Source organism: Mesorhizobium sp. WSM4313 (genome assembly GCF_002294725.1).
Taxonomy (GTDB): domain Bacteria; phylum Pseudomonadota; class Alphaproteobacteria; order Rhizobiales; family Rhizobiaceae; genus Mesorhizobium.
The window spans coordinates 408,253-421,780 of the sequence record NZ_NSFT01000002.1 but is presented as its reverse complement, the minus strand read 5'-3'; the positions used below and the strand labels follow the sequence as shown (position 1 = coordinate 421,780).

Annotated in this window: 10 protein-coding genes; 9 read left to right on the top strand and 1 reads right to left on the bottom strand. The window is 63.4% G+C overall.

Going from position 1 to position 13,528, the window contains the following annotated elements:
• Positions 1 to 17 precede the first annotated feature (17 nt).
• From nusA to CK219_RS06645, 9 genes are all read left to right on the top strand, one after another.
• Complete coding sequence (gene nusA / locus CK219_RS06685; RefSeq protein WP_095765964.1) at positions 18 to 1,613, top strand: transcription termination factor NusA; 1,596 nt, start codon at positions 18 to 20, stop codon at positions 1,611 to 1,613.
• 32 nt (positions 1,614 to 1,645) lie between these two features.
• Positions 1,646 to 2,296 (top strand): RNA-binding protein, encoded by a 651-nt coding sequence (locus CK219_RS06680; RefSeq protein WP_095765963.1) that lies wholly within the window; start codon positions 1,646 to 1,648, stop codon positions 2,294 to 2,296.
• Positions 2,293 to 4,860 carry a translation initiation factor IF-2 gene (gene infB / locus CK219_RS06675; protein WP_095765962.1) on the top strand — a complete coding sequence of 856 codons (2,568 nt, stop codon included), beginning with the start codon at positions 2,293 to 2,295 and terminating at the stop codon, positions 4,858 to 4,860. The genes CK219_RS06680 and infB overlap by 4 nt, the downstream gene beginning before the upstream one ends.
• Before the next feature lie 123 nt (positions 4,861 to 4,983).
• Complete coding sequence (gene rbfA / locus CK219_RS06670; protein ID WP_095765961.1) at positions 4,984 to 5,400, top strand: 30S ribosome-binding factor RbfA; 417 nt, start codon at positions 4,984 to 4,986, stop codon at positions 5,398 to 5,400.
• The gene (gene truB / locus CK219_RS06665; protein WP_095765960.1) at positions 5,401 to 6,360 is read left to right on the top strand and encodes a tRNA pseudouridine(55) synthase TruB; all 960 of its coding nucleotides are present in this window, start codon (positions 5,401 to 5,403) and stop codon (positions 6,358 to 6,360) included. It begins immediately after the preceding gene.
• Positions 6,361 to 6,570: 210 nt separating this feature from the next.
• Positions 6,571 to 7,665, top strand: a complete 1,095-nt coding sequence (gene corA, locus CK219_RS06660; RefSeq protein WP_095765959.1) for a magnesium/cobalt transporter CorA — start codon at positions 6,571 to 6,573, stop codon at positions 7,663 to 7,665.
• 147 nt (positions 7,666 to 7,812) lie between these two features.
• Positions 7,813 to 8,124, top strand: coding sequence for a 30S ribosomal protein S15 (rpsO, locus tag CK219_RS06655; RefSeq protein WP_280950871.1), 312 nt, complete (start codon positions 7,813 to 7,815; stop codon positions 8,122 to 8,124).
• A gap of 380 nt (positions 8,125 to 8,504) precedes the next feature.
• Positions 8,505 to 10,655, top strand: a complete 2,151-nt coding sequence (pnp, locus tag CK219_RS06650) for a polyribonucleotide nucleotidyltransferase (protein ID WP_095765957.1) — start codon at positions 8,505 to 8,507, stop codon at positions 10,653 to 10,655.
• Positions 10,656 to 10,787: 132 nt separating this feature from the next.
• Positions 10,788 to 11,798, top strand: a complete 1,011-nt coding sequence (locus CK219_RS06645) for a class I SAM-dependent methyltransferase (protein WP_095765956.1) — start codon at positions 10,788 to 10,790, stop codon at positions 11,796 to 11,798.
• A gap of 87 nt (positions 11,799 to 11,885) precedes the next feature.
• Here CK219_RS06645 and CK219_RS06640 read toward each other — a convergent pair whose 3' ends face one another.
• Positions 11,886 to 13,439, bottom strand: coding sequence for a bifunctional diguanylate cyclase/phosphodiesterase (locus CK219_RS06640; RefSeq protein ID WP_095765955.1), 1,554 nt, complete (start codon positions 13,437 to 13,439; stop codon positions 11,886 to 11,888).
• Positions 13,440 to 13,528 lie beyond the last annotated feature (89 nt).

Genomic DNA, 13,528 nt, shown 5'->3' with positions numbered 1-13,528 from the left:
AAATCGGGAGAAAGACAATGGTTGTAAGCGCCAACAGGCTTGAACTGCTGCAGATCGCCGACGCGGTCGCGCGTGAAAAGTCGATCGACAAGCAGATCGTCATCGCCGCCATGGCCGATGCGATCCAAAAGGCAGCGCGCTCTCGTTACGGCCAGGAGACCAACATCCGCGCCGACATCAACCCGAACACCGGCGAGATGAAGCTGCAGCGGCTGATGGAAGTGGTCGAGAAGGTCGAGGACTACGCGACGCAGATCGCGCTTTCCACGGCGCGCGAGCGCAACCCCGACGCCCAGATCGGCGACTTCATCGCCGAGCAGCTGCCGCCCATGGATTTCGGCCGCATCGCCGCGCAGTCGGCCAAGCAGGTCATCGTGCAGAAGGTACGTGAGGCCGAGCGCGATCGCCAGTATGACGAGTACAAGGATCGCATCGGCGAGATCGTCAACGGCACCGTCAAGCGCGTCGAGTACGGCAATGTCATCGTCGATCTCGGCCGAGGCGAGGCGATCATCCGCCGCGACGAGCTGATCCCGCGCGAGAACTACAAATATGGCGACCGCGTGCGGGCCTATGTCTATGACGTGCGCCGCGAGCAGCGCGGCCCGCAGATCTTCCTGTCGCGTACGCATCCGCAGTTCATGGCCAAGCTGTTCACCATGGAAGTGCCGGAAATCTACGACGGCATCATCGAGATCAAGTCGGTCGCCCGCGATCCGGGCTCGCGCGCCAAGATCGCCGTTATCTCGCGCGATTCCTCGATCGATCCGGTCGGCGCCTGCGTCGGCATGCGCGGCAGCCGCGTCCAGGCGGTGGTCGGCGAATTGCAGGGCGAGAAGATCGACATCATTCCGTGGTCGCCATCGGCCGCGTCCTTCATCGTCAACGCGCTGCAGCCGGCCGAGGTCGCCAAGGTGGTGCTCGACGAGGACGCCGAGCGCATCGAGGTGGTGGTACCGGACGACCAGCTGTCGCTGGCGATCGGCCGCCGCGGCCAGAACGTGCGTCTTGCCTCGCAGCTCACCGGCTGGGATATCGACATCCTGACCGAGCAGGAAGAAAGCGAGCGTCGCCAGAAGGAATTCGTCGAGCGTTCGGCGCTCTTCATGGAAGCGCTCGACGTCGACGAGATGGTCGGCCAGGTGCTTGCCTCCGAAGGCTTCACCAGCGTCGAGGAAGTCGCTTATGTCGACTCTGGCGAAATTTCCTCGATCGATGGCTTCGACGAGGACACCGCTTCGGAAATCCAGACCCGCGCCCGCGAATATCTGGAGAAGATCGAGGCCGAGCACGACGAAAAGCGCAAGGCGCTGGGCGTGAAGGACGAACTGCGCGACATTCCCGGCATCACCACCGCCATGATGGTGACGCTCGGCGAGGACGGCGTGAAGACGGTCGAGGACTTCGCCGGCTATGCCGCCGACGATCTGATCGGCTGGAAAGAGCGCAAGGACGGCGAGACCAAGGTCTATCCGGGCGTGCTCGCCAGCCACGGCGTCTCGCGCGCGGAGGCGGAGCAGATGGTGCTCGCCGCCCGCAAGCAGGCCGGCTGGATCACCGAGGAAGAACTCGCTGCCGAAGAGGCAGCGGCCGACGAAACCGTTGGTGCGTGAGGTGACCACCAATCGCAAAGCCCGTGGACGAGATGAACGATCGCACTTGCATCGTTACGCGCAGGCAGGCCGAACCGGATGAACTGATCCGCTTCGTCGTCGGCCCGGATTCGGCCGTCGTTCCGGACATCAAGAGAAATCTGCCCGGCCGCGGTTGCTGGGTTACTGCCGATCGCCTACATATCGAGAAGGCAGCGGCCAAGAACCTGTTTGCCCGTGCCTTCAAGGCGCAGGTGACCGTTCCGGCCGATCTCGGCGGCATGGTCGACGGGCTGCTCTCCAGATCCGCTCTGGGCATGCTCGGCCTTGCTCGCAAGGCTGGCGCCGTCGTCCTTGGCGCCGCCAAGGTCGAAGGCGCGGTGCGCGACGGGCTGGCGCTTCTGGTGCTGCATGCGACCGAGGCTTCGGACGACGGTGTCCGCAAGATCAGTCAGGCGCGGCGGGCAACCGTCCATCTCGGCGGACCGGCCATCCTTGCCTACAAACTTTTCCCCGAAGCCGAGTTGAGCTTGGCATTGGGGGGTACAAATGTGATACATGCTGCCGTTCTCGCGCAGGACGCGGGACAGGCGGTTGAGAAGCGCGTAGTTGCGCTCGACCGATATCGGGGCGGTACCCCGAACGATCTGGCAATGCTTGCGGCCGTTGCTGACGAAGATGATGCCGCAGAGGATATGGAATGAGCGATACGAAATCGGGCGACGACAAGACGTTGAGCGTGACGCCGAAGAAGACCTTGACGCTGAAGCGCCCCGGCCTCGAGCAGGGCACCGTGCGCCAGAATTTCTCGCATGGCCGCACCAAGTCGGTCGTGGTCGAGACCAAGAAGCGCAAGTTCTCGCTGCCCGGCGACAAGCCGGAACCGGTGGCTGCGTCCGTCTTCACGCCGAAGCCCGCCGTTGCCGCCGCGCCTGTCGTGCAGGAAGCGCCGAAGGCGCCGCCTCCGCCGCCGGAGCGTTCCGGCATGGTCCTGAACGAGCTCTCGCGCGGCGAGATGGAAGCGCGCCGCAAGGCGCTGGAAGGCTCCAAGGCCCGCGAGGCCGAGGATCGCTTGCGCGCTCAGGAAGATGCCAAGCGCCGCGCCGAGGAAGAGGAACGCCGCAAGCGCGAGCGCGACGAATCCGCGCGCCGTCAGGCCGAGGAGGAGGCACGCCTGCAGACTGAGGCCGAGGCCCGTCGGCGCGCCGAGGAAGAGGCTCGCCGCCGCGCGCCGCTGGCTGCGGATGTCGCCACCGCTGACGACGAGGAGGAGGCCAAGCCGAGGCGTACCGGTGCCGGTGCCGCGAGTGCGCCACCGCGCCGTCTTGCGACGCCGGAAGTGGCAAGGCCTGCCAAGCCGACAAAGGGCGAGGAAGATCGCCGCCGCGGCAAGCTGACGCTGAACTCGGCGCTGTCGGATGACGACGCACGCGCCCGTTCGCTATCGTCGATGCGTCGCCGCCAGGAAAAATTCAAACGCGCGCTTCACAATGAGCCGCGCGAGAAAGTCATGCGCGAAGTGATCTTGCCCGAAACCATCACCATCCAGGAACTGGCGCAGCGCATGTCCGAGCGCGCCGTGGACGTGGTCAAGTTCTTCATGAAGCAGGGCCAGATCCTGAAGCCAGGCGACGTCATCGACGCCGACACGGCCGAACTGGTCGCCTCCGAATTCGGCCACACGGTCCGCCGCGTCGCCGAATCCGACATCGAGGAAGGCCTGTTCAACATCGCCGACCGCCCGGAAGACCTTGTGTCGCGTCCGCCGGTCGTGACGATCATGGGCCATGTCGACCACGGCAAGACCTCACTGCTCGACGCGATCCGCAACGCCAATGTCGTCTCCGGCGAGGCCGGCGGCATCACCCAGCACATCGGTGCCTACCAGATCGAGAAGAACGGTCAGAAGATCACCTTCATCGACACGCCCGGCCACGCGGCCTTTACGGCCATGCGCGCCCGTGGCGCGCAGGTTACCGACATCGCGGTGCTGGTGGTGGCGGCCGACGACAGCGTGATGCCGCAGACGATCGAATCGATCAATCACGCCAAGGCGGCCGGCGTGCCGATCATCGTGGCTATCAACAAGATCGACAAGCGCGATGCCGACCCGCAGAAGGTGCGGACCGAACTGCTGCGCCACGAAGTGTTCGTGGAATCGATGGGCGGTGAGGTGTTGGACGTCGAGGTTTCAGCGACCAAGGGCATCAATCTCGACAAGCTCTTGGAAGCGATCCTGCTGCAGTCCGAAGTCCTCGACCTCAAGGCCAATCCCGACCGCACCGCCGAAGGCGCGGTCATCGAGGCGCAGCTGGACAAGGGACGCGGTCCCGTCGCCACCGTGCTGGTGCAGACCGGCACGCTGATGCCGGGCGACATCATCGTCGCCGGCAACGAGTGGGGCCGTGTGCGCGCGCTCGTCAACGATCGCGGCGAGCATGTGCCAGAAGCGCCGCCGGCAATGCCGGTCGAGGTGCTTGGCCTCCAGGGCACGCCGCAGGCGGGCGACCGCTTCGCCGTCGTCAACAACGAGGCGCGCGCCCGTGAGATCACCGAATACCGCCAGCGCCTGGCGCGCGACAAGGCGGTGGCCAAGCATGCCGGCCAGCGCGGCTCGCTCGAGCAGATGATGTCGCAGCTGCAGACGAGCGGATTGAAGGAATTCCCGCTGGTCATCAAGGGCGACGTGCAGGGTTCGATCGAGGCGATCAATGCGGCGCTTGAAAAGCTCGGCAATGACGAGGTGCGCGCGCGCATCGTCCATGCCGGCGCCGGCGGCATCACCGAAAGCGATGTCTCGCTCGCCGAGACGTCCGGAGCGGCGATCATCGGCTTCAACGTCCGCGCCAATGCGCAGGCGCGTGCTGCCGCGGCCGCGGCCGGCATCGAGATCCGCTACTACTCGATCATCTACAACCTCGTCGATGACGTGAAGGCAGCGCTTTCCGGCATGCTTTCGCCCGAGCGGCGCGAGACCTTCATCGGCAATGCCGAGATCCTCGAGATCTTCGACATCTCCAAGGTCGGCAAGATCGCCGGCTGCCGTGTCACCGAAGGCAAGGTCGAGCGTGGCGCGGGTGTTCGCCTGATCCGCGACAACGTCGTGATCCACGAAGGCACGCTGAAGACGCTGAAGCGCTTCAAGGACGAGGTTGCGGAAGTGCCGGGCGGCCAGGAATGCGGCATGGCCTTCCAGAACTACGAGGACATGCGTGTCGGCGACATCATCGAGTGCTTCCGCGTCGAGATGGTAACCAGAACGCTCTAATTCGGGTATACTTGCCGAATAATAAAGGGCGGCGGCCGAAAGGCTGCCGCCCAGATCCCTCATGCATGTTGAGACATGTGGCGCGGTCCCATCCCGCGCTTCACGATTTCAGGACCAGAGAAAATGCCCCGTTCGACACCGTCAGGCCCCTCCCAGCGCATGCTGCGCGTCGGCGAGCAGGTGCGTCACGCCCTGTCCGAAACCTTGCAGCGCGGCGAGATCATCGATCCGGTGATCGAGAACAGCGTCGTCTCGGTGTCCGAGGTGCGCATGTCGCCCGATCTCAAGATCGCCACCGCCTTCGTCTCGCCGCTTGGCGCAGGGGACGACGGCGCCGTGATCGAGGCGCTCAACAGGCACGCGAAATTCATCCGCGGCCGCGTCTCCGGCGCGCTCAGGCAGATGAAGTACATGCCGGAGTTTCGCTTTAGGCTGGACACGTCCTTCGACAATTTCGCGAAGATCAATGAACTGCTGAAATCGCCCGAAGTCGCACGCGATCTCGGTGACGGCAAGAACAACGACAAGGACGAGGAATAGGTGGCGCGTCGCGGTAAGAAGAAGGGGCGGCCGGTCTCCGGTTGGGTGGTGCTGGACAAGCCGGTCGGCATGGGCTCGACCGAGGCGGTTTCCAAGATAAAATGGCTGTTTCAGGCCGAGAAGGCCGGCCATGCCGGCACCCTCGATCCGCTGGCTTCCGGCATGCTGCCGATCGCGCTCGGCGAGGCGACCAAGACCGTTCCCTATGTGCAGGACGGCGCCAAGGTCTACCGCTTCACCGTCGCCTGGGGCGAAGAGCGCTCGACCGACGACCTCGAAGGCCCGGTGACCAGCAATTCCGACCGTCGGCCGGACGAGGCGGAGGTGAGGGCGCTGCTGCCGAAATACACCGGCGTCATCATGCAGACGCCGCCGCAATTCTCGGCCATCAAGATCGCCGGCGAACGCGCCTATGACCTTGCCCGTGAAGGTGAGACGGTCGAGATACCGGCGCGGGAAATTGAAATCGGCCGATTGGATATTGTCGAGCATGGCACCGACAAAACTGTCTTCGAGGTCGAATGCGGCAAGGGCACCTATGTGCGCTCGCTGGCCCGCGACATGGGCCGCGATCTCGGCTGCTTCGGCCACATCGCCGAATTGCGCCGCGTCGAGGTCGAGCCGTTCACGCCGGAGGATTTCGTCACTGTCGCCGAGCTGGAAGCGGCTCGCTTTGGCGAAAAGGATGACGACAAATCCGATGAAATGGACGCCCCCGTCGATTTCAGCGCCATCGATGCGCTGCTTGTCGAAACAGCGGCGGCGCTCGACTGCCTGCCGCAGGTCGCGGTCAGCGACGACGCGGCGACGAAGATCCGCCTCGGCAATCCCGTCATCATTCGCGGCCGCGACGCGCCGGTCGAGGCCGAGGAGGCCTGTGCTACCGCGCGCGGCAAGCTCGTCGCCATCGGCGCCATCGAGCAGGGCATGTTCAAGCCCAAGCGGGTCTTTGTCGGGTGAATCCGGCTTAGTGCATGTCGCCCAAAAGTGCGCAACGGTTTTGGGATAACGACATGCATCAACACAAGACTTAAAGCGCGTCGACTCAATCCGTCTCAGCGTGACGCGCTTTAAGTGTTTGTTATTACGCAATTCCGGACGGGAAACCGGTGCGCACTTTTGCTGGAATTGCTCTAATCTAGGCCGAATGCTGAGTCCCGAGGATATCTCATGGCCAAGGCTGATGCAGGCAAGAAGCGGGAACCGCTGAAAACCCGCCGGCCGCCGGTTGGGGCGTCGCCAGGCACGCTTATCGCCGATCCGGCGGCGCGGCGCAGCGAGCTGCGGCTGACGCTGATCTCGCCCGAGAAATACAAAACAATCGACAATGCCTCGATCGACGATCTCAACGCGCATTGCGAGAAATGGCCTGTCGTCTGGCTGGATTGCACCGGACTTGCCAATATCCCGCTGATCGAGGAGATCGGCCGCATCTTCAGCCTGCATCCGCTGGCACTGGAGGACGTCGTCAACACCGGACAGCGGCCCAAGGTGGATTTCTTCGAGGATCATGCCTTCGTCGTCATGCGCATGATCGACGATGTCACCTCGCATCGCTACGAGCAGATCGCGTTGTTCTTCGGCGGCAATTTCGTCGTTACGTTCCAGGAGCGCGAAGGCGATCCGTTCGATCCGGTGCGCAAGCGCATTGCGGCCGCGATGCCCAACCGCCTGCGCTCGCGCGGTGCCGACTATCTTGCCTATGCGCTGATCGATGCCATTGTCGACAGCTATTTCCCACCGATCGAGGCGGCGAGCGAATTGGTCGACGGCATCGAGGACGAGATGCTGAATAAGCCGCACAAGCACCAGATGCGGCAGCTGCATGAATTGCGGCGTGACGCCAACGTGCTCAAAGGCGTGCTGTGGCCGATGCGCGACACGCTGGCGACGCTGATCCGCAACGACGTGGCCTTCGTGAAGGCGGAGACCAAGATCTTCTTCAACGACACGCTCGACCATTCGCTGCGTCTGATCGAGCTGGTCGAGAACCAGCGCGACATGCTCACCGGCCTGATCGAGATGCATGTCTCGCTGACCCAGGCCCGCACCAATGACGTCATTTCCTATTTGACGATCGTCTCGGTGATCTTCATGCCGCTGACCTTCCTGGTCGGCGTCTGGGGGATGAATTTCGATCCGCAAAGCTCGCCCTGGAACATGCCGGAGCTGAAAGCCTATTACGGTTATCCGGTGGCAATTCTGTTCATGGCGCTTGTCGCCGCCGGACTGATCTTCTTCTTCAAATGGAAGAAGTGGCTATAGCCGCTGAACCCTTTGTTTTCGTGGCAAGACCTGCGACAAGCCGGCTTGACATTTGGGCTGGTGTTTATTCCGGAATTGGACTATATGCGCCGCAGCTTCGCGCCCTGACGCGTCGCTTGCACTGGCCCCTGCTGGACGACATCCCGGCTGTGGGCGTCCCGTTTCCTCCAACAGATAAGGAAAAGCACGATGTCGATTACTGCCGACCGCAAGAAGGAATTGATGACCGAATTCGCAACCGCCAAGGGCGACACCGGATCCCCGGAAGTCCAGGTTGCCATTCTTTCCGAGCGCATCAAGAACCTGACCGAGCACTTCAAGGACCACAAGAAGGATAACCATTCCCGCCGTGGCCTGCTTGCTCTGGTCTCCCAGCGCCGCAGCCTGCTTGACTACCTCAAGCGCAAGGATGACGGGCGCTATCAGACGCTGATCGACAAGCTCGGTCTGCGTCGCTGACGAATTGACCGGCGGGTCTTCCTCGGAGGGCCCGCCGGTCGCGCATTGGCGCATCGGTCGATCCGGTGCGATAATGCCGGAGCGCGACGCGCTCTAGAAATTCGCATTCGCGCAGGGCGCGTTCCGGAAACAGCGGTTTCCGGCGTCATGCGCAAAAGCCGGCCGATCGGTCGGCCAAAACGGTTCCGGACGCGCAGAGGGCCATTCGGAACCGCCCCATGGACGGTCATGGGGCAGGATTGCAGGATGCTCGCTCGGCTTATGAGCCGGACCTACGAGCCTCCCGTTGTCTTGCCCGTGGCTGCCCGAAGGAAGCCAGGAAAGGGAGAACCCGTGACCGTTAGGACGGCGCGGTCCTTTCCGCATATGAAGGACAAGACATGTTCAATCAACACAAAGTGGAAATCGAATGGGGCGGCCGTCCGCTCATCCTGGAAACAGGCAAGATCGCGCGCCAGGCTGACGGCGCGGTGCTCGCCACCTATGGCGAGACCGTCGTTCTCGCCACCGTCGTTTCGATGAAGGAGCCGAAGCCCGGCCTCGATTTCTTCCCGCTTACCGTCAACTACCAGGAAAAGACCTACGCCGCCGGCAAGATCCCGGGCGGCTACTTCAAGCGTGAGGGCCGCCCGAGCGAAAAGGAAACGCTGGTTTCCCGCCTGATCGACCGCCCGATCCGCCCGCTTTTCGCCGACGGCTACAAGAACGACACCCAGATCGTCGTCACCGTCGTCCAGCATGACCTCGAGAACGATCCCGATATTCTGTCGATCGTCGCCACCTCCGCTGCTCTCACGCTTTCCGGTGTGCCGTTCATGGGCCCGATCGGCGGCGCCCGCGTCGGCTACATCAACGGCGAATATGTGCTCAACCCGCATATCGACGAAATGCAGGAATCCAAGCTCGACCTCGTCGTCGCCGGCACCGGCGACGCCGTACTCATGGTCGAATCCGAGGCCAAGGAACTCTCCGAGGAACTGATGCTCGGTGCCGTCGTGTTCGGCCACAAGAGCTTCCAGCCTGTGATCGACGCGATCATCAAGCTGGCCGAGGTCGCCGCCAAGGAGCCGCGCGACTTCACCGCGCCGGATTACTCAGCGCTTGAAGCCGAGATGCTGAAGATCGTCGGCGACGAGCTTCGCGAGGCCTACAAGATCACCGACAAGCAGAAGCGCTATGCCGCCGTCGACGCCGTCAAGTCGAAGGTCAAGGCCGCGTTTGCGCCGGCCGAAGGCGAAGAGGCCAAATACACCTCCGAGCAGATCGGCTCGGTGTTCAAGGAACTCCAGGCCAAGGTCGTGCGTTGGAACATCCTCGACACCGGCTCGCGCATTGACGGCCGCGACCTGAAGACGGTCCGCAAGATCGTCTCCGAAGTCGGCGTCCTGGCGCGCACCCATGGTTCGGCGCTGTTCACGCGCGGCGAAACCCAGGCTCTGGTCGTTGCCACGCTCGGCACCGGCGAGGACGAGCAGTATGTCGATTCGCTGACCGGCATGTACAAGGAGAAGTTCCTCCTTCACTACAACTTCCCGCCCTATTCCGTTGGCGAGACCGGCCGCATGGGTTCGCCGGGCCGCCGCGAGATCGGCCATGGCAAGCTCGCCTGGCGCGCCATCCGGCCGATGCTGCCCAGCGCGGACCAGTTCCCCTACACGCTGCGCGTCGTTTCGGAGATCACCGAGTCCAACGGCTCGTCCTCGATGGCGACCGTCTGCGGCACCTCGCTGGCGCTGATGGATGCCGGCGTGCCGCTGGCAAAGCCGGTCGCCGGCATCGCCATGGGCCTGATCAAGGAAGGCGAGCGCTTCGCTGTGCTCTCCGACATCCTCGGTGACGAGGACCACCTCGGCGACATGGACTTCAAGGTCGCCGGCACCGCCAACGGCGTCACCTCGCTGCAGATGGACATCAAGATCGATGGCATCACCGAGGAGATCATGGGCATCGCGCTTGCCCAGGCCAAGGACGGCCGCCTGCATATCCTCGGCGAGATGGCGCATGCGCTGTCCGGCGCCCGCGCCGAGCTCGGCGAATTCGCGCCGCGCATCGAGGTCATGCATATCCCGACCGACAAGATCCGCGACGTCATCGGTTCCGGCGGCAAGGTGATCCGCGAGATCGTCGAGAAGACCGGCGCCAAGATCAACATCGAGGACGACGGCACGGTCAAGATCGCTTCGGCGAATGCCAAGGAGATCGAAGCGGCGAAGAAGTGGATCCACACCATCGTCGCCGAGCCGGAAGTCGGCGAGATCTATGAAGGCACCGTCGTCAAGACGGCCGACTTCGGCGCGTTCGTCAATTTCTTCGGCCCGCGCGACGGTCTCGTCCATATCTCGCAGCTCGCCAATGAGCGCGTCGCCAAGACCTCGGACGTCGTCAAGGAAGGCGACAAGGTTTGGGTCAAGTTGATGGGCTTCGACGAGCGCGGCAAGGTCCGCCTGTCGATGAAGGTCGTCGACCAGGCGACCGGCAAGGAAATCGTCCAGGACAAGAAGAAGTCGGACGGCGAGGAAGACGCCGCCTGATCGGTTTGACCGGATAATTTAAGACGGGCGCGCCGCGAGGTCGCGCCCGTTTTGTTTCAGGGCAGTTCCAGGAAAGCGGCAAGCGTTTTCGTCCGGAATTGCGTCGGACAAAGGGTCCTACGGAGCAGATGAATGGCCGCGGAGCCGCTGAAGACGCTGTTCTACCCGTTCGAGGCCGAGGCGCTGCCTTTGCCGCGAAAGGATGCCCGTGTCCTGTTTCTCGGCGCCGAGCCCGGCTTCCGCTTGCCCGCCGGCTTCGAGGCGGCGCTGCATCTCGTGCAAGGCTTTCGGCCACATTTTCGGACGCTGCAGGCGTCCGGCTACGCGGTCACGCCGCGCGCTGAGGATACCGGCTTCGACCTGGCGTTGATGCTTGCCGGCCGCCATCGCGGCCAGAACGAGCAGCGTGTCGCCGAGGCGATAGAGCGCGTCCAGCCGGGCGGGCTGGTCGTCGTTGCCGGCGGCAAGGAGGACGGCATCGACAGCCTGCGCAAACGGATCAACGCCCTGGTGCCGCTCGAAGGCCATTTGCCGAAGCATCACGGCGTTGCCTTCTGGTTCAAGCTAGCCGGCGCGGAGACGGCCGCGACGCTGCGCGCCGGCAACCCCGATTTGATCATCGAAGGCGGGTTCAAGACCAGGCCTGGCATGTTCTCCTTCGATCGGATCGATGCCGGTTCGAAACTGCTGGCCGCGAGCCTGCCTGACGATCTCAAAGGCAATGTCGCTGATTTCTGCGCCGGCTGGGGTTATCTGGCGGTGGAAGTCCTGCAGCGCTCACAAGGCCTCACCGCACTCGATCTCTACGAAGCGGACTTTGAGGCCCTGGAAGCAGCCAGGTTGAACGTCCAGGGCGGCGCCATCGAGCCGCGTTTCTTCTGGACCGATCTGCTCACCGAGTCGGTCGAACGGCGCTACGACGCGATCGTCATGAACCCACCGTTTCACCGCGGCCGCGCGTCCGAGCCGGAGATCGGTTCCGGCATGATCCGCGCCGCGTCGAAGGCGTTGAAACCGGGCGGCCGCCTGTTCATGGTCGCCAACCGCCAGCTTCCTTACGAACAGGCGCTCTCGGCGGCCTTCGCCAGCCATGCCGAGATCGCCCGCGACGGCATGTTCAAGGTGTTTTCGGCGCGCCGCTGAAGCAATCAAGGAAAAGCGTGCAGCGGGGTGGATTCGGCGCCTTCGCCGTACCTTGGATCCACAATTGCGGCGGGAAGAATACTTGTTCTATTGCAGGCTGACGATGCGGGCCGGCTCGTGCGTGCCGAAGGCGGACCGCGCTTCGCCAAGCTCGACCTTGAGCGGCGCCGGCCGGCCGAACAGATAGCCCTGTACAACCTCGCAGCCGGCCGCTCGGAGCAGGGTGGCCTGGTTCTCGGTCTCTACGCCTTCGGCGATGATGCCCACGCCCAGCGCCCGCGACAGGCCGACAATGGTCGACACGATCGCGCCGGAGCTGGAATCGGTGTCGATGCGGCTGACGAAGGAACGGTCGATCTTCAGCTTGCCGAAGGAGAAATCGATCAGGTAGCTCAAATTGGAATAGCCCGTTCCGAAATCGTCGACGGCCACAGAGATACCCATCTCGGCAAGCTGTTCCAGGATGGCTGCGGCGCGGTCGCGGTCCTGCATCATCGCCGTCTCGGTGACCTCAAGCTCAAGCCGCGAGGGCTTGATGCCGGTCGATTCCATCACCTCCCGCACGATGCCGACGAAATCCCTGGTCATGAACTGGACAGGCGAGATGTTGACGGCGACGAAGCATTCCTCCGGCAGGTACCGGGCGTCGCTGCAGGCCTTGCGCAGCACCCACTCGCCGATCGGATTGATCATGCCGGTTTCCTCGGCGATCGGAATGAATTCCATCGGCGGGATCATGCCGCGCTCCGGGTGCTTCCAGCGGATCAGCGCCTCATAACCGACGATGCGGCGGCTCGGCAGGTCGAGCTGCGGCTGGTAGTGAAGACTGAAATCGCCTCGGTCGAAAGCGGTCTTCAGCTCCGACTCGATCCATTGCCGATAGTCCGCAACGCGGCCCATGTCGGCGTTGAAGACAGACCAGTTGCCGATGCCACTGGCGCGCGCGTTCTGCAGCGCCAGGTTCGAGCGGCGCAGGACCAGGACCGGGTCGACGCCGTCCTTTGGCATCGCCACGATGCCGACCGACAGGCTGACCGACTGCAGATGCGTCTGCAGCTGATAGGGCTCCATCATCTCGTTGATGAGCTTCTCGATCAGCCGCTCGATCGAGCCCCTGATCTGGCGGTCCGGCAAAAGCACCGCAAATTCGCCGGCGCCGATACGGCCGATCACCGCATCCTCCGGCATATTCTCCGTCAGCCTGCTGGTGAAGGCGCAGATCAGTTCGTCGCCCTGGCTGTAGCCGATGGCGTCGTTGATGTGCTTGAAGCGGTCGATATCGATGTCGATCAAGAATACCGGCTCGCCGGTTCGGATCGTCCCAGAGGCGGCCTCGGCTATCTTGCCGACCATGGCCTGGCGCGACAAAAGGCCGGTCAGCTTGTCGAAATGGGTTTCCTGGAAGACATAGGCCGCCGATTCGTCGACCCCGGCAAAGAACGAGAGTGCTGCTCCGCCGGCGGCAAGGGCGCAGAGAGCGGCAATGACGCCCGCCATCGTTTCGGCCGGCATGCCGGCCATGCCGTCGCCGAAGCCGAACCTCAGCCCCCACAGTCCAAGGATGAAACTGCCCATGCCCGAGCTGGCGATGGTGATCAGCCGGAACAGCGGAGTCCGTTTGGGATTGCTGACTGCAGGCATGCATTGTCCCCAGATTGCGGGGCCTTATAGCGGATATCTCCTTAAAATGAGTTTCCGCCGATGAATCCAATTTTACTGGAGCGCTACTG

Excerpts from the sequence above, each read along its gene's own strand:
- nusA (WP_095765964.1), top strand. The coding sequence starts at position 18 with ATGGTTGTAAGCGCCAACAGGCTTGAACTGCTGCAGATCGCCGACGCG.
- CK219_RS06680 (WP_095765963.1), top strand. The coding sequence starts at position 1,646 with ATGAACGATCGCACTTGCATCGTTACGCGCAGGCAGGCCGAACCGGAT.
- infB (WP_095765962.1), top strand. The coding sequence starts at position 2,293 with ATGAGCGATACGAAATCGGGCGACGACAAGACGTTGAGCGTGACGCCG.
- rbfA (WP_095765961.1), top strand. The coding sequence starts at position 4,984 with ATGCCCCGTTCGACACCGTCAGGCCCCTCCCAGCGCATGCTGCGCGTC.
- corA (WP_095765959.1), top strand. The coding sequence starts at position 6,571 with ATGGCCAAGGCTGATGCAGGCAAGAAGCGGGAACCGCTGAAAACCCGC.
- pnp (WP_095765957.1), top strand. The coding sequence starts at position 8,505 with ATGTTCAATCAACACAAAGTGGAAATCGAATGGGGCGGCCGTCCGCTC.
- CK219_RS06645 (WP_095765956.1), top strand. The coding sequence starts at position 10,788 with ATGGCCGCGGAGCCGCTGAAGACGCTGTTCTACCCGTTCGAGGCCGAG.
- CK219_RS06640 (WP_095765955.1), bottom strand. The coding sequence starts at position 13,439 with ATGCCTGCAGTCAGCAATCCCAAACGGACTCCGCTGTTCCGGCTGATC.